The sequence below is a fragment of the Seonamhaeicola sp. ABD4_175 genome (assembly GCF_056160885.1).
The window spans coordinates 797,845-819,274 of the sequence record NZ_JBSWYC010000001.1 but is presented as its reverse complement, the minus strand read 5'-3'; the positions used below and the strand labels follow the sequence as shown (position 1 = coordinate 819,274).

The 21,430-nt window shown below is 34.2% G+C and carries 15 protein-coding genes; 11 read left to right on the top strand and 4 right to left on the bottom strand.

All coding sequences use genetic code 11. The annotated features are described in order from the left end of the window. Nucleotides 1-49: 49 nt before the first annotated feature. Nucleotides 50-1,840, bottom strand: a complete 1,791-nt coding sequence (locus ACXAG4_RS03320; RefSeq protein WP_475294652.1) for a RagB/SusD family nutrient uptake outer membrane protein — start codon at nucleotides 1,838-1,840, stop codon at nucleotides 50-52. 16 nt (nucleotides 1,841-1,856) lie between these two features. Further along, entirely contained in the window at nucleotides 1,857-4,925 is a 3,069-nt protein-coding gene (locus ACXAG4_RS03315) for a SusC/RagA family TonB-linked outer membrane protein (protein WP_475294651.1), read from the bottom strand. 278 nt (nucleotides 4,926-5,203) lie between these two features. On the opposite strand from ACXAG4_RS03315, the gene ACXAG4_RS03310 reads away from it, so the two are divergent. Continuing rightward, nucleotides 5,204-6,880, top strand: a complete 1,677-nt coding sequence (locus ACXAG4_RS03310) for a DUF4955 domain-containing protein (protein WP_475294650.1) — start codon at nucleotides 5,204-5,206, stop codon at nucleotides 6,878-6,880. Between the two features lie 55 nt (nucleotides 6,881-6,935). Continuing rightward, nucleotides 6,936-9,407, top strand: coding sequence for a glycosyl hydrolase family 95 catalytic domain-containing protein (locus ACXAG4_RS03305; protein WP_475294649.1), 2,472 nt, complete (start codon nucleotides 6,936-6,938; stop codon nucleotides 9,405-9,407). Between the two features lie 2 nt (nucleotides 9,408-9,409). Here the strand turns inward: ACXAG4_RS03305 and ACXAG4_RS03300 are convergent, their stop codons facing one another. Next, nucleotides 9,410-10,432, bottom strand: coding sequence for a LacI family DNA-binding transcriptional regulator (locus tag ACXAG4_RS03300; protein WP_475294648.1), 1,023 nt, complete (start codon nucleotides 10,430-10,432; stop codon nucleotides 9,410-9,412). A gap of 162 nt (nucleotides 10,433-10,594) precedes the next feature. On the opposite strand from ACXAG4_RS03300, the gene kduI reads away from it, so the two are divergent. After that, nucleotides 10,595-11,434, top strand: coding sequence for a 5-dehydro-4-deoxy-D-glucuronate isomerase (gene kduI, locus ACXAG4_RS03295; RefSeq protein WP_475294647.1), 840 nt, complete (start codon nucleotides 10,595-10,597; stop codon nucleotides 11,432-11,434). Between the two features lie 18 nt (nucleotides 11,435-11,452). Further along, on the top strand, nucleotides 11,453-12,622 hold the full coding sequence (locus ACXAG4_RS03290) for a DUF4861 family protein (protein WP_475294646.1): 1,170 nt from the start codon (nucleotides 11,453-11,455) through the stop codon (nucleotides 12,620-12,622). Here the strand turns inward: ACXAG4_RS03290 and ACXAG4_RS03285 are convergent. Further along, complete coding sequence (locus ACXAG4_RS03285) at nucleotides 12,612-13,598, bottom strand: LacI family DNA-binding transcriptional regulator (protein ID WP_475294645.1); 987 nt, start codon at nucleotides 13,596-13,598, stop codon at nucleotides 12,612-12,614. The genes ACXAG4_RS03290 and ACXAG4_RS03285 overlap by 11 nt on opposite strands. A gap of 258 nt (nucleotides 13,599-13,856) precedes the next feature. Between ACXAG4_RS03285 and ACXAG4_RS03280 the strand changes: the two genes are divergently transcribed. From ACXAG4_RS03280 to ACXAG4_RS03250, 7 genes are all read left to right on the top strand, one after another. Further along, nucleotides 13,857-14,867 carry a zinc-binding alcohol dehydrogenase family protein gene (locus ACXAG4_RS03280; RefSeq protein WP_475294644.1) on the top strand — a complete coding sequence of 337 codons (1,011 nt, stop codon included), beginning with the start codon at nucleotides 13,857-13,859 and terminating at the stop codon, nucleotides 14,865-14,867. An 18-nt stretch (nucleotides 14,868-14,885) separates the two neighbouring features. Beyond that, on the top strand, nucleotides 14,886-16,538 hold the full coding sequence (locus ACXAG4_RS03275; protein WP_475294643.1) for a UxaA family hydrolase: 1,653 nt from the start codon (nucleotides 14,886-14,888) through the stop codon (nucleotides 16,536-16,538). A 62-nt stretch (nucleotides 16,539-16,600) separates the two neighbouring features. Further along, nucleotides 16,601-18,037: a tagaturonate reductase gene (locus ACXAG4_RS03270; RefSeq protein WP_475294642.1), complete on the top strand. Its 1,437-nt coding sequence runs from the start codon at nucleotides 16,601-16,603 to the stop codon at nucleotides 18,035-18,037. A 3-nt stretch (nucleotides 18,038-18,040) separates the two neighbouring features. After that, nucleotides 18,041-18,868, top strand: a complete 828-nt coding sequence (locus tag ACXAG4_RS03265) for an amidohydrolase family protein (RefSeq protein ID WP_475294641.1) — start codon at nucleotides 18,041-18,043, stop codon at nucleotides 18,866-18,868. A 3-nt stretch (nucleotides 18,869-18,871) separates the two neighbouring features. Beyond that, nucleotides 18,872-19,663: an SDR family oxidoreductase gene (locus tag ACXAG4_RS03260; protein WP_475294640.1), complete on the top strand. Its 792-nt coding sequence runs from the start codon at nucleotides 18,872-18,874 to the stop codon at nucleotides 19,661-19,663. Nucleotides 19,664-19,756: 93 nt separating this feature from the next. Further along, nucleotides 19,757-21,082: an L-fucose:H+ symporter permease gene (fucP, locus tag ACXAG4_RS03255; RefSeq protein WP_475294639.1), complete on the top strand. Its 1,326-nt coding sequence runs from the start codon at nucleotides 19,757-19,759 to the stop codon at nucleotides 21,080-21,082. 3 nt (nucleotides 21,083-21,085) lie between these two features. Further along, on the top strand, nucleotides 21,086-21,430 hold the full coding sequence (locus ACXAG4_RS03250) for an L-rhamnose mutarotase (protein ID WP_475294638.1): 345 nt from the start codon (nucleotides 21,086-21,088) through the stop codon (nucleotides 21,428-21,430).

The window sequence follows — 21,430 nt, the reverse complement described above, 5'->3', positions numbered from 1 at the left end:
ACTAACTTACAAATACTTAAAAAAATAATGTTTTTGTATTTTAAATGAATTAATAACCTGGGTTTTGGTCTAATTCTGGGTTTCTATCCATTGCAGCTTGCGGAATGGGCATTAAATAATTTCGGTCATTCCAAATGTATGCTCTTCTAAAGTTGGTGTATGGCTCTCTAAAAATTTCGTCACCTGGGGCTAATACATCATCTTTGGTGCTTGGTGTTAAATACATAATAGAGCCATCGGCTTGTTTTAGCGGGTAACAGCAAGATACATAGCCTCCTTCTTGAGGGTTTAATGGGTTAATTGGTACACTACCGTTACATACTTGATTTCCAATTCTCCAACGGCGAACATCCCAAAAACGATGTCCTTCAAAAGCCAATTCTACTTTGCGTTCGTGTTTAATTCTTTCAAACATTCCTGGTTTATCTAATCCTGGATAATTTACTTCTAAATCTGGCATATTTGAGCGATTTCTAACAACGTTTACAGCATCATAAACAGATTGGTCTGGGCCAGCGGCTTCGTTTTGTGCTTCGGCATAGTTTAAATATACTTCGCCTAAACGTAATACAATCCAGCTTTGTGAAGACATACCAAAGTCTCCAACAGCTACATCTGGATCCATAAATTTACGTAAGTAATAGCCTGTAATAGTAGCTAGACCTTGTGCATGAGGCGCATCAGTATTAGCTATTGGTCCCCAAGTGTTATTGCTGTTATCATAAACCCATGCAAAATCATAAGTACGGCCAAAAAAGGTAGAACCGTGATGAAGTACTGTTTGGCTTAATCTAGGGTCTCTGTTAACGTATGGGTTTTGCGGATCGTGACCATTTTCAACTGTAGCAGGCAAGCCGTTTAAAAGTTCATATGATGCTACTAAATCTTCAGTTGGGTTATGTTGTCCGCCCCAAGAACCTCTATTACTTGGTGGACGCGAGAAATTATCAACTGTACCGCCTTTATTTACACCATCAAAAAGTATTTCAAAAAGTACTTCTTTATTATTGCCTTTAGATATGAATAATGCCTCATAATCTGCAGCCATTTCACGATCACTTTCTCCGCTATTTACAGCATCAATTACTTTTTTAGACATTGCTGCAGATTCTGCATATCTTTTAGCATGCAATAACATGCGCCCGTGAAAACCCCAAACGGCTTCTTTACAAATGCGCCCCCATTTTGAGCCAGCGGCGTTAATGTTTTTTGCTAGCGGAAGCATTTCGGCTATTTCAGTAAATTCAGTATCAATGAAATCATAAATTTCAGATTCTGCATTTCTGGGTTTGTATAGGGCTTCAACGTCTGATATATCTGGAACTTCAGTAATTAAAGGTATGCCGCCGTATCTTCTCACTAAATCAAAGTAAAAGAATGCACGTAAAAAGCGGGCTTCAGATTTAATTAATTGCATTTTTGTGCTATTAGATAATGAAGAGCCATTTATACCTTCAATTAAAGTGTTACACTCAAAAATGGCTGTGTAGTTTTCATTCCAATTGCTAAACTCCCAGCCTTGTGTGGCCGATTGTCCTGCTTCTACGTACCTCCATGCTTCAACATAACCACTTTTATTTGCAATAATATCTGTTGTGCAATCTAGAAAGCTGCGTCTGCCATAACCACGAGCTTTGTGCCCTGTAGATTCCCAACCAAAGCCATTAGGCATGTAGCTGTATATATCATACAAAAGCGCTTCGGTGTAGCCTTCGTTTTCAAAAACTGCTGCACTAGATATTTTATTAAGTGGTTCTTTTTCAAGATAATCTTCGGCACAACCAGCTAGTATAAACGCCGATAATGTTATAAAGAATATTATTTTTATATGTTTCATCATTTTCAATTTTTTTAGTTTAAAAAGTTACGTTTATAGCAAAACTTACGGTTCTCATTTGCATGTAGTACCAAGGGTGCGTACCAAGGTCTGATGCTTCTGGATCCCAGAAATCTATGTTTGATATAGATAAAAGGTTGTTTCCTGTAACAGCTAAACGTAAGGCATCTATACCAAGGTTTTTTAAAACGGGTAAATTAGGTACGTTATAAGCAAACTCTGCGTTTCTTAATTTTACAAACCAGCCGTCTGTTAACCAATAATCTGAATTGGCATCGTTGTTACTAGAGTTTCCTTGGTAAAGCCTAGGTAACCACCCGTTGGTGTTATCGGCTGTCCAAGCATCTGTAAAGGCTGCAGGCCCATTACTGTCATTAACAAAAGGAGAGGGTTTCCAACGGTGAGTAAAACGTGTGCCTCCTTGAAAATCTGCACTTAATTCAAAACCTTTATAGGCAAAATATGTGTTTAAGCCAAAAACTATTTCTGGCACACCGCCACGGCCAATGTAAGTACGGTCGTTAGCATCAATTTTACCATCAGGCACACCGTCTGGTCCTGAGATATCTTTGTATTTAATATCTCCAGATTGATAATCGCCAAAGAATGATTGGTCTGGTGAGTTTGCTACATCATCAGCATCTTTAAAAAGCCCTAATGAAACGTATCCGTAACGTGAGTCAAAAGGACGGCCTGTTTGCCTTAAACCGTCAGGAATATTAGCAGCTTCAGACATTTCAATAATTTCACTTGTAGCGTATGTGAAAGTTCCTTGCAGACTCATGTTTAAATCTCCAAAGTTATTTTTGTAACGTATAGAAGCTTCAATACCTCTGTTTTCAACAATTCCTAAGTTTGAAGGAGCAAGACTAGCACCAACTTCTCTTGGTATATCTCTTCTGGCAATAAGTAAATCTTCGGTACGTTTTTTAAATATTTCTAAATCACCAGTTATTTTGTTGTTAAGCAAACCGTAATCTAAACCAATATTATAAATTTTTGCTCTTTCCCAAGTTACAAATGGATTTGGAATTACGTCTGGAGAAATGGCTTGTTGGTAACCATCTGCAGTTACGGTACCTGAAGGGTTGTTGCGGGTTTCGCTAAATTCAAATAAAGAAAGGTATTGATATGGTGTAATACGGTCATTACCATAAATACCCCAACCAAAACGTAGTTTTAAATTAGATAACCAATCTGTGTTTTCCATAAAACTTTCGTTTGAAATTCTCCAAGCAGCCGATAGGGCAGGAAACCATCCGCCAGCATTGTCTTTTGGGAAGTTAAAAGACTTGTCGTAACGTGTGTTTAATTGAAATAAGTATTTGTCTTTGTAGTTGTAATTACCACGAATAGCGTACCCTAAACGAGCGTTTTCATTAGCAGAACCATCATTTCCAATACGGTTTGTTGAGCCAGCAAATATTTGGTCTATAGATTCTGAAAGAAACCCGTCTCTAAACACCTCAATCCATTCATTAAAATAATCTGAATGTTCAAAAACAAATAATCCTCCAAAAGAATGATCACCTAATGTTTTTTGATAATTTAAGGTAAATTGGCCTGTTTTACGCGTTCTTTCCGTCATGCGTTGTGTAAGTTCTGTTGAAGGAATAGACTGTTTTTTATCTGCAATAGGGTCACTTCCTGTATAAAACGTATACGGTGTTTTAAATTGTTTGCGTTTAAACACATCTCTATCAAAAGAGTATGCGTATTTAGCAGTTAAACCTTCAATAAAAGGAACTTTATAAGTAAAGCTTAAGGTGCTTTGAAAGCTAGAATTTTTGTTTCTGTTGTAACCTGAGTTGTTTAAAGCTCCTATTGGTGATGCATTTAAACCGTTCCAGTGTAATTCACGTTGCCCATTTATATCAATATAAGGTTCAAAGGTTGGAAAACTTTGGTTAATCAATCCGAAGTTTTCATCAGCAGATTCGTTTCTGTCATCTACACGTCCAGCAAGGTTTAAAGACATGCTTATACTTTTTGAAAGGTCACTATCAATGTTAGCCCTAAAGTTGTAGCGTTTATATGATGAAATGTCATATAAACCATCTTGTTTTAAATATTCTAAAGAAGTTAAGTAACGTATGTTTTTGTTACCGTTAGAAATGGTAAGGTTGTGTGTTTGAATAGGCGCTGTATTATTCATAGCTTCTCCCCACCAATCTGTACTAGTACCGGTGCCATCTCTAAAGGCAGCTAATTGCTCATCTGTAAATTCAGGAACGTATTCGCCACCAGAGCGTTCAGCAAGGTTAAAAAGCGCTTCATTTAAATGCGTAGCATATTCATAAGAGTTCATTCTTTTAGGTAAGAAAAGTGGGTCTTGCACACCAAAACTACCAGAGTAGTTAATTTCAGCAACACCTTCTTTAGCACGTTTTGTAGTAATTAAAATCACACCATTTGCACCTTTAACACCATATATGGCTGCAGAGGCAGCATCTTTTAAAATCGTTACGCTTTCAATATCGTTTGGGTTAATACGGCTCATACCGCGCTCTACACCGTCAACTAAAATTAAAGGCGAGTTGTTGCCATCATTAAAAGTACTTTTACCACGAATAAAAAAATCAATATCTTCAGAGCCCGGGCTACCAGATCTAGACATGGCCGTTACACCAGTAATTTTACCCGCTAAACTAGCATTTAAGTTTGGTGTGGCTGCTTTTGTGAATGAATTACCTTTAATGGTAGAAACAGAGCCTGTTAAATCTGCTTTTCTTTGTGTGCCATAACCCACCACTACCACTTCATCTAAAGATTGGCTATCTTCTTCTAAAGTTATGTTTAATGTAGTTTGGTTTCCAATAGTAACTTCTTTGCCTTTATAACCTAAAAAGCTTATTACTAATATGTCATTATTAGTTACGTTGTTTAGGGTAAAGTTACCATCAAAATCTGTTTGTGTACCATTACTAGTATTTTTTACAATAATATTAGCTCCTGGTAAAGGACCACTTTTATCAGAAACCGTTCCTTTAATAGATTTCTGAGCAATAGCTGTCATACTTGTTAAGAGTGCAAAAAAGCACAGCAAAACATGATTGCTTACTAATGTTTTGAGTTTAGTTTGTTTCATAAAATAATTAGTTAATTGTTGGTACTCCAAAGAACATTAATAATTAAACAAAACCGAGGTAATATAAATTTTAAAATAGGGGGTAAATCATTCGCTTATGTTGAAAACGTGTAAGTTATGGTTGTTTTGTTTCTAAGTAAGAATATATAGTATTGTAACTTCTTTTTAATAATGTATTGAATAAAACGTACCCTAAATAGTACTGAAAAATCCCTGTTTAAAACATTGAAAAAATAGATATTAGCATAACTAAACTTTTTAAAGCCTTAATAAATATTATGAGAATTTTAAACTCCGTTAATTTAATACCTGTTTTGCTTATAATTATGGTTTCAACAAACCCAATAATAGCCCAAAAAGAAGCAAAGGTTTGGAAGACTTATAAGGAAGATACAGAAAAAGGAGTGAAGTCTGTTTTAATAGATTACTCTAGAGCTGGATATGCTTTTGGAGAGAAAAATATACCCAACGTGTCTCAATTAAATTACCCTTATTTTAACATTACAGACTACGGCGCTATACCTAATGATACAATAGCAGATGATACAGCTATTCATGCCGCCATTAATGCAGCAGAAAATGCTAAAGGAGGTGTTGTGTTTTTTCCAAAAGGAAGATATGTGGTATGTAAAGGTGTTAATTATAAAGGTTTTGAAATTAATCATTCTAATATTATTTTGAAGGGTGAAGGGGCTGGACCAGGTGGAACCGAAATTTTTATGCAAGATTATATGAGGCATGATAAAAATGTGTTTAAATGGATTGGTCCGCACATGTTTACATTTAGGCCTAAAGAACTAGATTATGATGCGTTTTGTTCAACAAACATATCATCAAGGCCTTACGCCGTAACCAGCGCAATAACAACGTTTTCTTCTGAAGGAAGCAACGAAATACAGGTAAAAGATGCCTCTAAATTTAAAGGACTTACCCATATTATTTTGGTAATGCCATATAATAAAGAATGTGTAAAAGATTTTCTTGGTGATATAGTTACCCGTCCGCAATGGGAACGCATTAATAATAAAGGTGTTACGGCTAATGAAATTCATAAAATAAAAGCAATTAAAGAAAACACCATTATTTTAGAGCACCCTTTATTAACAGATGTTAAGCCTGAATATGGATGGTATGCTGCGCCACATGAAGTAATTACAGAATGTGGTTTTGAAGACATACACATTATTGGTAATTTCCAAGAAAAATTTGTTCATCACAAAAATAAAATACATAACAGTGGTTGGAAAGGTGTTAATATGGCACATGTGGCTAATAGCTGGATTAGACGATGCGTTTTCTCTAATGTAAACAGTGCCGTTAGGGTAACAGGCAGTATCTCAAGTTCTGTAATTATGAATATTATTGATGGAAAACAAGGGCACGGTTCTGTAGAAATGACCTTTGGAACTAGAAACCTTACAGGATTATGGTTAGATAAAACAGATTATGGGCAATGGCATGGTATTGATGCTTCTCACATGGCAGCTGGTAATGTTGCATGGAGAATATCTGCACCTCAAGGTAGAGGTTTCGATTTGCATTCAGGGTATACCAGAGCAACTTTATATGATTGTTATGAAGGTTATAATATGACTGGTAACGGTGGCAATTATAAAGTAGAGCCTCACCACATGAAAGGTTTTACATTATGGAATTTCAAACAAACAGGGCCAGCGGTTAAGGATTATAATTATTGGTCTATGCAACCAAATAAAGATAACCCCAAAAGTCTCTATTGGGGTTTTGCTGTGGCTAAACCAGTTGTGGTTGGTTTTCATGGTTCAGAAACCACCTTTGTAGAATCTAGCATTGGCTATTCAGAAAGTTTAGGTAAAAAAGTATACCCAGAATCTTTATTTGAAGCGCAACTAACACATAGGCTTGGTGAAAGACCCACTTGGTTAAACCATGTTTTAAACGATTGGGAAACATGGAAAAAGCAGGTTTTACAATAAAATGTAAAGTATATAGTATAAATTACATTAATGAACACTTAATAATTATTTACTTATGAACATATTTTTAAAAAATAGCACTTTAATAGTTATTATATCTGTTCTTATATCTTGCCAAAAACAAGTTGAAAATAAACGTGAAACGTATACAAATTATTCTGAAACAGTGGCTGCCAACTGGCAAAACGCTTTAATAAGTGGTAATGGTGAAATGGGTATAATGGTATACGGAAACCCACAAGAAGAAAAAATTATTTTTAACCATGAAATGCTTTACGAATATATTGGTACTGAGGCAATAGAGCCACCAGTGGTTGGCGATATTATGCCAAAAGTTAAAAAACTAATAAAGCATACAAAATATAAAGAAGCAAAAACCGAAATACTTAAACTGGCTAAAAAACGAGGGTATCAAGATATTTTATGGACAGACCCGTACCATCCAGCATGTGTTTTAAATATCAACCAGAAGTTTGATGGAGACGTTTCAAAATATAAAAGGCAATTAAATTATGAAAATGGTGAAATAACCGTGCAGTGGCTTGCTAATAATATTCAATACACAAGAACATCATTTGTTTCAAGGCCAAACAATGTAATAGCTACCAAACTTAAAAGTAGTAAAGCACAAGTTATTAATGCATCTTTTACGCTGGCACATCAAATTGATACAAATCAAACTGAAAAAGATAAAGAGTCAGGGATACAACAAAATGTAAAAATGCTATTTCCAGATAAATGGCAGAAGCTTAATAACCCTTTAGTAGAGTTTCCTGAAATAGATGTAAATGAAAATTGGATAACCTTTCGTAGTAAATATCAACTAGTAGATAGAGGTTATGAGGTTATTATGTGTATTAAAAATGAAGGTGGTACACTATCCTCTGATGGTCGTGAAATTTCGGTTAAAAACGCCAATGCTATTGAAATTATTGCTAAAGTAATACCGGTTGAGCCTTACTCAGCCTCAGTTGTTTCACAGGCAAAAAATTATATTAGTAGTTTACCTTCTTATAATAATCTTTTAAAAACACACGCTACCATTCATGGAGAAATGTTTAACCGTATAACACTTCATTTAGATAAAACAGGTTTTTTAGATGGTTCAAACGAAGCTTTAATAAACAATCAAAAAACTGAAACAGACATCAACCCTTATCTTTTAGAAAAGGTTTTTAATATGGGAATTTATGGTTTAATTTCTAGTAGCGGAAAAAATCCACCCAACTTAATGGGTATTTGGAATGGCACTTGGAGACCTAGATGGTCTGGAGATTTTACTCTAGATGCTAATATAAATTTACAAATAGCAGCCGCTAATTTGGCAAATCAAAAAGAAGCAATTAATAGTTATATGACGCTATTAGAACGCATTGCACCAGATTGGGAAATAAATGCCAAAAACCTGTTTGGCTGCCGTGGTTACGTGTCTGGAACCAGAACATCGGGCAGACGCAATTTACATACGCACTTTGGTGAGTGGCCAGGTAATTATTGGACTGCGGGCGTAGAGTGGCTTCTATTGCCTTGTTTTGAATATTACCAATGTACTGGTGATGTAACTTTTATGAAGGAAAGGTTATATCCTATGATGAAAAAAACAGCGTTGTTTTATGAAGATTTTTTAGACACGTATGATGATAATGGTAATTTTTTAATAGGCCCATCATACTCTCCAGAAAATACAGCAATTTTACCAAATGGAGATACTTTAGGCGCTGTAGCAAATGCAACCATGGATATTGCGGTAATAAAAGAGTTGCTCACAAACTTAATTAAAATAAATAATGAATTACATTTAAATGATGAAAAAGTGGCTCTTTGGAAAACTATGTTACATAAATTACCACCGTATTTAATAAATGATGATGGAGCTTTAAAGGAATGGGCAAGAGCAGATTTAGCAGATAATTATAACCATAGGCACATTTCACATTTGTATCCTGTTTGGCCAGGACTAGAAATTTCTCCAGAAAATAAAGCCCTTTTTAATGCTTCTAACATTGCTATTGAAAAAAGAGGAAGAGGCAATGGTAGCGCACATGGTTTAGCACATACGGCGCTTATTGCTACCCGATTAAAAAAAGCCAATTTAGTATATGGTAATTTATTATTCTTAATGAAAAATAATTACCTATACAATAGTTTGGTAACATCGCACAACCCAAAAATTATTTATAACACAGACGCTTTACACTCTATTCCTGCTGTAATTTTAGAAATGTTGGTGTTCTCAAAGCCGGGTGTTATTGAGTTTTTACCTGCATTATCTCATAAATTTCAAAAAGGAAATATTGCTGGGGTTTTGTGCAGAACACATGCTAAAATAGAATATTTAGAGTGGAACATGCCAGAAAAAACAATGAACACCAAAGTATCTAGTGGTAAAAAGCAAACAATAAAATTTCAATTACGAAAAAAAATTACTGAAATAAAAGTTAATAATAAAACAACTAAAGTAGAAGGTGATAGTGTATTGCTCAGTTTTAATGCAGGAGAAACCAAAACCATTCAAATTACATGGTAATTTTAAACTGTTTTATGTTGTGAAGATTGCCTAACAATTAATTCAACATCTAAAACTTTTGATGTTTTTTTAAACAATTTATCTTGTATTTGCTTTATTAGTAAAGAAGCAGCTGTTTTACCCATTTCAAAATCTGGCTGATTAATAGTAGTTAAAGAAGGTTCTATAACCGATGAAATAGGATCATTATTAAACCCAACAACAGCAATATCTTTTGGTATATTTATGCCAGAATTTTTTAAATACTGAATTGCAGCAATAGCGGCCGTATCGTTTGATGAGTAAATGCCATCAACATTTCCCATTTTTATTATTTGTTTAGCAAAAGCAACACCATCATTTTCAGATAATTTAGACTCTAAACAATAATCTTCATTAAAATTTAAACCATGTTTTTTTAAAGCATCAACGTAGCCTTGTTTTCGGTTTTTGTATAACGGATTTATTTGTGGTCCCGAAAAATGAACAATATTTCTGCAATCGTTTTCAATTAAATGTTCTGTAGCCATAAAGCTAGCTTTGTAATCGTCAACACTTATACTAGAGCAATTTTCAAGTTTACAGGGCCTATCATAAAAAACAATGGGTCCGCCATGTTTTAAGTACGGCATTAAATGATCAAACGTTTCGGTTTGCATTGATATGGAAATTAAAACACCATCAACTCTATTGGCTAATAATGTTTCCATAAGTTTTTGCTCTCTTTCAAAATCTTCAAACGATTGGCAAATAATTACATTATAACCAGCCTCTTGTGCGGTTTCTTCAATGCCAGAAATAACACTAGAAAAGAAATTACGCGAAATTCTAGGCACAATAACACCAATGGTATTGGTTTTATTGGTTCTTAAGTTAGATGCTAAAGTGTTGCGTTGGTAACCAAGTTCTGTAGCTTTATTAAGTATTTTTTGCTTGGTTTTTTTTGAAACGCGCGAACTATCATTTAAGGCTCTAGAAACCGTAGAACTATTAATGCCTAAAGCTTTAGCTATGTCGTGTATAGTTACTTGTTCACCTTTTTTCATATTTAAAAGCCTAAGGTTTTAGGTTAAATAAAAAGAGCCTTTTTTAATTAGTGGGCTAATATATGTAAATAGATGTTCAATATAGTAAATTTTAAAAATACAATCGATTGTATTTTTAAAATAAATCACTAATTTTACAATCATAATCAAACAAAACTAAAAATGATAAAGAATAGCCAAGTAAGATATGCGGCTTCTCCAAGAGAAGTAAAACAAATGGATACTAATGCCCTAAGAGACGAGTTTTTGGTAGAAAATGTTATGACTATAAATGAAATTAACTGGGTGTATTCTCATTATGATAGGTTTATGGTAGCTGGCGTTGTACCGCAAAATGATGTTACACTTGAAACAGTTGATGAGTTAAAGTCTGAATTCTTTTTAGAGCGAAGAGAAATAGGTATTATAAACATAGGCGGTAAAGGCTCTGTTACTGTTGATGGTAACGTTTTTGAAATTGAAAATAAAGAAGCACTTTACTTAGGACAAGGAAATAAAGTTGTTGTGTTTTCTAGCGCCGATGCTAATAACCCTGCAAAATTTTACTTAAATTCAACACCGGCACATAAAGCATTTCCAAATAAAAAAATAGGTGTTAATGATGTTGAAGTAGTAGAATTAGGTGCCAATGAAACAGCAAATGCCAGAACGCTTAGAAAATACATTGTAAATAGCGTTGTAGATGTGTGCCAATTACAAATGGGTATGACATCATTAAAAACAGGAAATGTATGGAATACCATGCCAGCGCACGTGCATGATCGTCGTATGGAGGTGTATTTTTACATTGAAGTTCCAGAAGGGCAATCGGTTTGTCATTTTATGGGGCAACCCAATGAAACAAGACATATTTGGATGCAAAACGAACAAGCAGTTATATCACCACCATGGTCTATTCATTCAGGAGCTGGTACCAGTAATTACACCTTTATTTGGGGTATGGCAGGCGAAAATTTAGATTATTCAGATATGGATATGGCTAATATTTCAGAATTAAGATAACAACTAAAATAAACAGATATGAAAGCTCTAAAGGTATTAACCGTTGCATCTATATTAAGCATGTTTTTTTCTTGTGAAAAAGAAAGTAGTATAACATTTCAAGTTGAAAACACACTTGATTTAGACCGAAGTTTTGAAACCATAGAGCTTTCAAAAGCTGTTTTAAATCTTCAAAATTTAGAAGGTTTAGCAATACAAAATGTTGAAACAAATGAAGTTTTAACATCGCAATTAGTTGACACAGATGCAGATGGTGTGCACGATTTGTTGCTTTTTCAGCCTAACATAAAAGCCAATGCAACAAACACATATAAAATAGTTGAAACTGTTAAAAATGATAGTGTTACTGCTGTTTGCTATTCAAGATTTGTGCCCGAAAGAACAGATGATTATGCTTGGGAAAATAATAAAGTAGCTTTCAGAATTTTTGGCCCAAACGCGCAATACAGATTTGAAAATAATTTACCAGAACCCACTTTATCTAGCGGTGTTGATGCTTGGTTAAAAAAAGTTGAATACCCAATTATAAACAAATGGTACAAAAAATATACTGAAAAAACAGGTAGCTATCATGAAGATACTGGTGAGGGTTTAGATAATTTTCATGTTGGTAAAAGTAGAGGTGTTGGTGGTTTAGCCTACAAAAAAGATAGCGTGTTTTATATTTCAAAAAACTTCACAAAGCATAAAACTATCGCAACAGGACCTATAAGAACCAGTTTTTATGTGGAATATGATATTTGGGGGCCAGAAGGCACACCAATTAAAGAATCCAGAATTATAAGTTTAGATTATGGAAGCAATTTATCAAAGTTTGAAGTAAATATTCAGGGTGTTAATACAATTTCGGCAGGTTTAACTCTACATGAAAATGATGGTGTTGTTACATCAAAACACGGAGAAACATGGCTTAACTACTGGCAACCACATGCTAATGCAGAGTTAGGAACAGCTATTGTAACACCATCAATATATTTTATTGGCAGTGAAAAATATGAAACAGATAAAAAAGATTTAAGCAATGCTTTCATGCACTTAAAAACAGTTAATAATAGTGTGGTGTATTATGCAGGTTTTACATGGAGTGAAAGCAAACAATTTAAAAACCAACAAGCTTGGGAGCAGTATTTAAGTGCGTTTGCTAAAAAAGTTGAAAACCCATTAAAAGTAAAGCTAATCAGTAATTAGTTTTATTTGAAGACATTCTAATAATCAATTCAGTATTTAAGGTAATTTTATTTAAAGTTACCTTTTTATTTGGTGCATCAATACGGTTTAAAAATGTTTCGGCAGCCAATTTCCCCATGGCTTCACTATGCTGATTTACTGTTGAAATGGCTGGTGATACAAATGACGTAAAAGGTTCATTACTAAAACCAATTAAAGCAATATCGTCGGGTACATTTATATTGTTTTCTTGCATTACTTGCAATGCACCTAAAGCGGCATAATCTCCAGAAGCATACACCGCATCGGGTCTGTCTTTTAACTCTAAAAGCTGTTGCATAATACGTCTGCCATCTTCCAGCCTCAAACTGCTTTCAATAATAAGTTCATCTTCAATAGGTAAATTGTGTTTTTTTAAGGCATCTCTATAACCAATTTCACGTTCTTTATAAATTCTAATGTGTTTGTAACCAGCAATGTGTGCTATACGTTTGCAACCTTGGTTAACTAAATGTTCAACTACTTTGTGGCTACTATTATAATCGTCAATACAAATATAATCTACGTTTAAATCGTTTTCACCTCTATCAAAAAGCACTAATGGTGTGCCTTTTTCTTTAATTTTTTCGTAGTATTTTAAATTGGTGGTTTCGTTAGCCATAGAAGCAATAATACCATCAACTTGCGCACTTAACAGCGCATCAATACAATCACATTCTTTTTCGTGAGATTCGTTAGATTGTGAAATGATAACATTATAGCCTTTTTCGTTTAAAACCCCTTCAATATTTTCAACCACCGATGAAAAAAAGTTACTATTATTTCTAGGAATAATAACCCCAACCAAGTTACTTTTACCTTTGCGTAAAGCTGTAGCTAAACGGTTAGGTTGGTAATTTAATTTTTTTGCCATTTTACGCACATCGTCTTTAGTTTTATCACTAATTCTTGGATGGTTATTAAGTGCTTTTGAAACGCCTGAAGGTGTTAAACCCAAAGCTTCGGCAATATCTTTTATGGTTGTTTTTTTCTTGATTGTAAAATATTTTTATATTTTTGTTCAAACGTTTGAACAAAAATAATAGTTTTTTTAAAATAAACAAAACTAATAATGTAACCTTAGGCCTTGTGTGTCATAGGTTTTTTGTGTTTTTGTTCGTTTTTAAGTTTATATTGTTCAATCGTTTGAACTTAATGAGAATTTGAACCGAAAAAGAGCGTGCTCCATTCGGGCTAATATTATAAACATAAACTAATGAAATACATTGTTTGCGAAAAGCCAGGTGAGTTTCTTTTAAAAGAAAAAGAAGCGCCGGTAAGAAAAGAAGGTGAAGCTTTATTAAAAATTAAAAAAGTTGGTATTTGTGGTACAGATTTGCATGCTTATGCAGGAAATCAGGCCTTTTTTACATACCCAAGAATTTTAGGGCATGAGTTAGCTTCTGAAGTACTTGAAATTGGTGAAAACGACCGTGGTATTAAAGCAGGCGATAAAGTAGTTGTTATGCCTTATGTTAGCTGCGGAAAATGTATTGCTTGCCGCAACGGAAAAACTAACTGTTGTACAAATATTACAGTTTTGGGTGTACATGGTGATGGTGGTATGCAAGAACAAATTACAGTGCCGGCAAATATTTTATTACCGGCAAACAATTTAAGTGATGATGAAATGGCTATTGTTGAGCCTTTAGCTATTGGTGCACATGCAATAAGAAGAGCCAATATTCAACCAGGCGAAACAGTTGCTGTTGTGGGTTGCGGGCCAATAGGTATTGGTATTATGAAGTTAGCCCAAATAGCAGGTGCTAAAGTAATTGCAATTGATATGAATGAACAACGTTTGCAATACGCTAAAGATAAAATTGGTGTAGATTATATTGTGAAAGCAGGAGAAAATGCCGTAAAAGAGGTTGAAGAAATTACAAACGGAGATTTATGTACAGCGGTTTTTGATGCATCGGGTAACAAATACGCTCTAGAGGCTTGTCCTGATTATATGTCGCACGGTGGTCGTTTCGTATTAGTAGGTTTATCAAAAGGTGAATTAACGTATACACACCCAAAAGTACATGCCAAAGAAATGACTTTAATGTGCAGTAGAAATGCTACTACCGAAGATTTTGAACATGTAATTAGTGTGTTAAACCAATTCCCAACAGAATCATTCATTACACATAATGTACCATTTACTGAAATGATTGAGAATTTTGATAGCTGGTTAAAACCAGAAACAGGCGTTATGAAAGCCACAGTAAATTTTAATTAAGAAAGCGAAAAAGAAAAAATGTCAGCAAGTTACGTTCAAATAGATCCAAAAGACAACGTTGTTGTAGCTATTACACCTTTAGAAAAAGGATTAAAAACACAAGTAGCAGGTAAAACAGTTGTTTTAAAAGAAAATATTAAACAAAAACATAAATATACTTTAAACGATTTTGAAGTAGGCGATCAAATTTACATGTACGGTGTTTTAATTGGTAAAGCAACAAAGCCAATTCAAGCTGGGTGTGCTATTACTATTGATAATGTTAAACATGCTTCGGAAGCGTTTCAAGACACCAAAGAAGCTTACAGTTGGTCTGCGCCAGATATTTCAAAGTTTGAAGGTAGAACTTTTAACGGCTTTCATAGAGAAGACGGTAAAGTAGGCACTGCCAATTATTGGTTGGTAATTCCTTTAACGTTCTGTGAAAACAGAAATGTTGATGTTTTAGAAGGAGCACTTTCTGAAAAATTAGGCTATCAAACAAAAAAAGATTTTGCCGTAAATACCGATGCTTTAATTGAGCAGTACAAAGCAGGAGCATCAAACGACGCCATTTTAAATACACCAATTATTACTACAAAAGAGGAAATGACTAAAAACAGATTGTTTCCAAATGTAGATGGTATAAAGTTTTTAAAGCACGATGGTGGTTGTGGCGGTATTCGTCAAGATTCTGAGGTGTTATGCCAATTATTAGCAGGATATATTTCAAACCCTAACGTAGCAGGTGCAACTATTTTTAGTTTAGGTTGCCAAAATGCACAAATAAGCATGTTGCAAAATGCCATTGATGCTATTGCACCAAACAATACAAAACCAGTTCATTATTTAGAGCAACAACAAAGCTCAAGTGAGCGAGCTTTAATTGAAGAAGCTGTAAAACATACCTTTTTAGGTTTAGTTGAAGCTAATAAATTAGAACGAAAACCAGCACCGTTAAGTAAATTAGTTTTAGGTTTAGAGTGTGGCGGATCAGATGGTTTCTCAGGAATTTCTGCAAATCCTGCACTTGGTTACGCCTCAGATTTATTAGTTGGTTTAGGTGGTTCTCCTGTATTGGCAGAGTTTCCAGAACTAAATGGTGTGGAACAAGAATTAATTAATAGATGCGAAACTGAAGAAGATGCTAAAAAGTTTTCAGGTTTAATGAGAGCATATTCAGCAGCAGCAGTAGCGGTTGGTTCTGGTTTTGAAAACAATCCATCACCAGGAAACATAAAAGATGGCTTAATTACCGATGCTATGAAATCTGCAGGCGCAGCAAAAAAAGGTGGTACATCGCCCGTGGTTGAGGTTTTAGATTATGCCGAACAAGTAACAAAACCTGGTTTAAATTTATTGTGCACACCAGGTAATGATGTAGAGTCAACTACAGGTTTAGTAGGGTCTGGTTGTAACGTGGTGGTGTTTACCACAGGTCTGGGTACACCAACAGGCAACCCGGTTGCACCTGTTTTAAAAATGTCTAGTAATACTAATTTATATGAACGTATGAATGATATTATTGATATTAACGCAGGTACCGTAATTACCGGTGAAGATACTATAGAATCTATGGGTGAAAAGATTCTAGACCACATTATTAAAGTGGCTAGTGGTGAGGTGCCATCAAAAGCGGTACTACATGGAAATAACGATTTTATTCCTTGGAAAAGAGGCGTTTCATTATAATAAACATTAAAATAATTTTTTAAAGCTAGAAGCTAAAGGCTAATAGCAAAAAGCTAACAGTAATGAATTCATTAAATAGAAATACAGCATCTGTAAACACATATACAGAAAGAATAGTTCAATTTGGAGAAGGTAACTTTTTAAGAGCTTTTGCCAATTGGATGATACATGAAATGAACAAAAATGCTAGTTTTGATGCTGGCGTTGTGGCAGTACAACCAATAGACCAAGGATTGATTAAAATGCTAAACGATCAAGATGGTTTGTACACACTTTACCTTAACGGTATTAAAAATGGTGAAGCTATTAGCGAACATCAAATTGTAGATTGTATTCAAAGAGGTATTAATCCGTATGAAAATCCAGCCGATTATTTAGCAATAGCTGAAAATCCAGAACTTCGCTTTGTAATTTCAAACACTACCGAAGCTGGTATTGCTTACAATGCTGATGATAAATTAGATGATGCGCCACAATCAAGCTTTCCAGGTAAATTAACAGCACTTTTATACAAGCGTTTTCAAACCTTTGGCGGCGCTTCAGATAAAGGAATGATTATTATTCCTTGTGAATTAATAGATAGAAACGGCGATAACCTAAAACGCATCATACTTCAGTATGCAAATGATTGGAATTTAGGCGCTGAATTTACAGAGTGGATAAACGAAGACAATATTTTCTGCAACACTTTAGTTGATAGAATTGTGCCAGGGTATCCGCGTGATAAAATGGATAAAATTACCGAAGAATTAGGCTATAAAGATAATTTAGTAGTTGAAGGTGAACAGTTCCATTTATGGGTAATTGAAGGGCCAGAAGCTGTAAAAGAAGAAATTCCAGCAGAAGCTTGCGGCTTAAACATTGTATTTACAGATAATATGGAGCCTTACAGAACACGTAAAGTACGTATTCTTAATGGTGCGCACACCAGTTTGGTGCCTGTTGGTTATTTGTATGGTATTGATAAAGTGCGCGAATCTTTAGAAGATGCCGTTGTTGGTGGTTTCTTAAAAGATGCCATTTTTGAAGAAATTTGTCCAACTTTAGATTTGCCTGAAGCAGAACTAAATCAGTTTGCTAATGATGTTATTGACAGGTTTAGAAACCCATATTTAGAGCATGCTTTAATAAGTATTTCATTAAATTCTACTTCAAAATATAAAACAAGAGTTTTACCATCTGTTTTAGAATATATAAAAAGAAAAGATGCATTACCACAACGTTTATTATTCTCCTTAGCGGCGTTAATAGCATTTTATAAAGGCGATAGAAATGGTGAAGATATTCCGTTAAAAGATGACCAATCAGCTTTAGATTTCTTTAAAGATCATTGGGTAACTGGAGATATAGCTGCTGTTGCGAAGGCAACACTTGAAAATGCAAATTTCTGGGGAGAAGATTTAACACAGTACAACGGGCTTTTAGAAAACGTAACTAAAAACCTTGAAAATATTGTGAATAACGGAATGAAAACAACTTTAGAAAATTTTGTAAAGTAAGCAATGATAATAGATTCGCACCAACATTTCTGGCACTACGAACCTAAAAAGCACGAATGGATTGATGAGTCTATGAAAGTGATTCGTCGTGATTTTTTACCATCAGATTTAAAACAAGTTTACACTGAAAACGGTATTGATGGTTGCGTAGCTGTTCAAGCAGATCAAACTTTAGCGGAAACCGATTTTTTAATACAACTTTCAAAAGAAAATAGTTTTATTAAAGGCGTTGTTGGTTGGGTAGATTTAAGAAGTGATACTGTTGAAAGTACTTTGGAAACCTACGCTAACACTAATGTTTTAAAAGGTTTTAGACATGTTGTGCAAGGTGAAGCAGACCATAATTTTCTATTACGCCCAAACTTTTTAAGAGGAATTTCGGCGTTAGAAAAACATAATTATACGTACGATATTTTAATATTTCCACACCAATTAGGTGCAGCTTTAGAGTTTGTTAAACGTTTCCCAAACATGCGTTTTGTAATAGATCATATAGCAAAGCCGTACATAAAAGATGGGTTTTACAACGGTTGGGCAACTTTAATGAAAGAAATAGGAAAGCATGATAACGTATACTGTAAAGTGTCTGGTATTATTACTGAAGCCGATTTTAAAACATGGACACCAGCGCAAATTAAACCCTATTTAAATCTGGTTTTTGAAGCCTTTGGTGCAGACAGAATTATGTTTGGTTCAGATTGGCCTGTGTGTTTAGTAGCCGGAAATTATAAACAAGTAAAAGCATTAATTACAAATTTTATAGAAAACTTAACAGCCAATGAGCAAGCAAAAATCATGGGGCAAAACGCTATAAAATTTTATAACTTATAGAATATGGATTTAGGATTAAAAGATAAAGTTGTTGTTGTAACAGGAGCAGCTGGTATTAAAGGGAGCATTGGCGAAACCATTGTACAAGCATTAGCTAATGAAGGCGCAACACCTGTTATTGTTGATAGAAACGATAGAGGTTTTGGCTACGCCGAAGCATTACAAGCTAAAGGCATTGATAGTATTTTTATAAAAACAGATTTATCTGATTACACACAAATTGAAGCCGCAGCTAAAAAAATAGAAGAAAAATACGGTAGAGTAGATGCATTAATTAATAACGTTGGTGTTAATGATGGCGCTGGTTTAGATGCTTCAATGGATGATTTTATGTATTCGTTAAAGCTAAATATGGTTAGCTTTTTTGCTATGACTAAATTCTGTTTACCAATGATTAAAAAGGTAAAAGGGAATATTTTAAACGTAGGCTCAAAAGTAGCGTTAACTGGCCAAGGCGGTACATCGGGTTATGCAGCTTCAAAAGGTGGTGTATTAGGTTTAACAAGAGAATGGGCGGTAGATTTAATTAAAGAAGGCATACGTTCTAACGCCATAATTATTGCCGAAAGTTGGACACCTGCATATGATGCATGGATTAAAACTTTAGAAAATGGTGAAGAAAAACTAAAATCTATTGTTAAAAAAATTCCTTTAGAAAACAGGATGACAACACCACAAGAAATAGCAGACCAATGTTTGTTTGCAATTTCAGAAAAGTCATCTCATACCACAGGGCAGTTCATTACTGTTGATGGTGGCTATGTGCATTTAGACAGATCTTTATTAACCGAATAAAACATTTGTTGTCAAATAAAAGACAAAGAAGCCAAAATATATCTTTTGGCTTCTTTATTTTGCAATAAGTAATTCTAACTAATTAAACTAAAAATGGATAAACTAAAAAAAATACCAGTTGTTAAAAAGGAGTTGTTATTTCCTTTTATAATTATAACATCATTATTTGCCCTTTGGGGAATTGCCAACGATTTAACAAACCCAATGGTTTCGGCATTTAAAAAAGTAATGCCAGAATTATCAAACGTACAAGCATCATTGGTGCAATTTGCATTTTATTTTGGGTACTTTTTTATGGCATTGCCTGCAGCACTTTTTATTAGAAAATACAGTTATAAATCTGGAATCATTTTAGGGTTATGTTTATATGCCATTGGTGCATTTTTATTTTATCCGGCAGCAGCAAATGAAGAGTTTAATTACTTTTTAATTTCATTATGGGTTATTACATGTGGTTTAGCTTTTTTAGAAACCACATCAAATCCATTAATTTTAGCATTAGGCGATAAAGAAACAGCTACACAACGTTTAAATTTAGCACAAGCTTTTAACCCAATAGGTTCGTTAACAGGAATGATAATTGCTCAAGTTTTTGTAATTGGCGCTTTACGTTCAGATGATTATACAGCAGAGGCTTATAACGCTTTATCTTCGGAAGAATTAGCTGTTATTAGAGAAAATGATTTGGGCGTTATTAGTGTACCATATATTGCTTTAGGTGTATTAGTATTGGTTATTATGGGAATTATTATTGCTACAAAAATGCCTAAAACAGCTGAGGATGATAAAATGTCTTTATCTGAATCTTTCAAAAAATTATTTGCTAACAAAAATTACATACAAGGAGTTTTAAGTCAGGCATTTTACGTAGGTGCTCAAATTATGTGTTGGACCTATATTTTTCAGTATGTAGATAATTTAAATATTACCAACGGTACTGAGTATACGGCAACATACTTTAACATTGCTGCTATGATTTCATTTTTATGTGGCCGTTGGATTGGTACAGCTTTAATGAAAAAAATAAACCCATCAAGATTATTAATGTTATTTGGTATTGGTGGTGTTGTAATGTGTGCAGGTGCCATTTTATTACCAGGTATAGCAGGTTTATTATCGTTAGTTGGTATTTCAGTATTTATGTCTATTATGTTCCCAACTATTTACGGTATTGCCTTAAAAGATATGGGTGACGAAGCTAAAATTGGTTCAGCAGGATTAGTTATGGCCATTGTTGGTGGCGCTTTAATGCCAGTGGCGCAAGGTGCTATTTTAGATTGGGGAGGCGATGGTTTTGCCGATGTACAAGTATTAGGTTTTATACCAGAGGTTAACTTTTCGTTTATTTTACCTCTAATATGTTTAGCTGTAGTTGCATTATACGGTTACGCTAGTTACAAAAGAAATTTAAAAAACTAAAAAATGAGCACAAAAAGATATTGTTATTCTTGCGATTTAAAGGATAATCCAAAACTAATTGAAGAGTATAAAGAATACCATGCAGCAGGTAATGCGTGGCCCGAAATAACTAAAAGTATTAAAGATGCTGGTATTGTTGATATGCAAATATACTTAACAGGTAACCGCATGTTTATGATTATGGAGGTTAATGAAACGTTTGACCCCGTAAAAAAGGCCGAAATGGATGCCAATAACCCAAAAGTGCAAGAATGGGAAAAGCTTATGTGGAATTACCAACAAGAATTACCTTGGGCTAAACCAGGTGAAAAATGGATAGAACTTGAAAAAGTATTTCAATTAGTTTAA

Excerpts from the sequence above, each read along its gene's own strand:
- ACXAG4_RS03300 (WP_475294648.1), bottom strand. The coding sequence starts at position 10,432 with ATGAAAAAAGGTGAACAAGTAACTATACACGACATAGCTAAAGCTTTA.
- kduI (WP_475294647.1), top strand. The coding sequence starts at position 10,595 with ATGATAAAGAATAGCCAAGTAAGATATGCGGCTTCTCCAAGAGAAGTA.
- ACXAG4_RS03290 (WP_475294646.1), top strand. The coding sequence starts at position 11,453 with ATGAAAGCTCTAAAGGTATTAACCGTTGCATCTATATTAAGCATGTTT.
- ACXAG4_RS03260 (WP_475294640.1), top strand. The coding sequence starts at position 18,872 with ATGGATTTAGGATTAAAAGATAAAGTTGTTGTTGTAACAGGAGCAGCT.
- ACXAG4_RS03320 (WP_475294652.1), bottom strand. The coding sequence starts at position 1,840 with ATGATGAAACATATAAAAATAATATTCTTTATAACATTATCGGCGTTT.
- ACXAG4_RS03280 (WP_475294644.1), top strand. The coding sequence starts at position 13,857 with ATGAAATACATTGTTTGCGAAAAGCCAGGTGAGTTTCTTTTAAAAGAA.
- ACXAG4_RS03305 (WP_475294649.1), top strand. The coding sequence starts at position 6,936 with ATGAACATATTTTTAAAAAATAGCACTTTAATAGTTATTATATCTGTT.
- fucP (WP_475294639.1), top strand. The coding sequence starts at position 19,757 with ATGGATAAACTAAAAAAAATACCAGTTGTTAAAAAGGAGTTGTTATTT.
- ACXAG4_RS03250 (WP_475294638.1), top strand. The coding sequence starts at position 21,086 with ATGAGCACAAAAAGATATTGTTATTCTTGCGATTTAAAGGATAATCCA.
- ACXAG4_RS03275 (WP_475294643.1), top strand. The coding sequence starts at position 14,886 with ATGTCAGCAAGTTACGTTCAAATAGATCCAAAAGACAACGTTGTTGTA.
- ACXAG4_RS03265 (WP_475294641.1), top strand. The coding sequence starts at position 18,041 with ATGATAATAGATTCGCACCAACATTTCTGGCACTACGAACCTAAAAAG.
- ACXAG4_RS03310 (WP_475294650.1), top strand. The coding sequence starts at position 5,204 with ATGAGAATTTTAAACTCCGTTAATTTAATACCTGTTTTGCTTATAATT.
- ACXAG4_RS03315 (WP_475294651.1), bottom strand. The coding sequence starts at position 4,925 with ATGAAACAAACTAAACTCAAAACATTAGTAAGCAATCATGTTTTGCTG.
- ACXAG4_RS03270 (WP_475294642.1), top strand. The coding sequence starts at position 16,601 with ATGAATTCATTAAATAGAAATACAGCATCTGTAAACACATATACAGAA.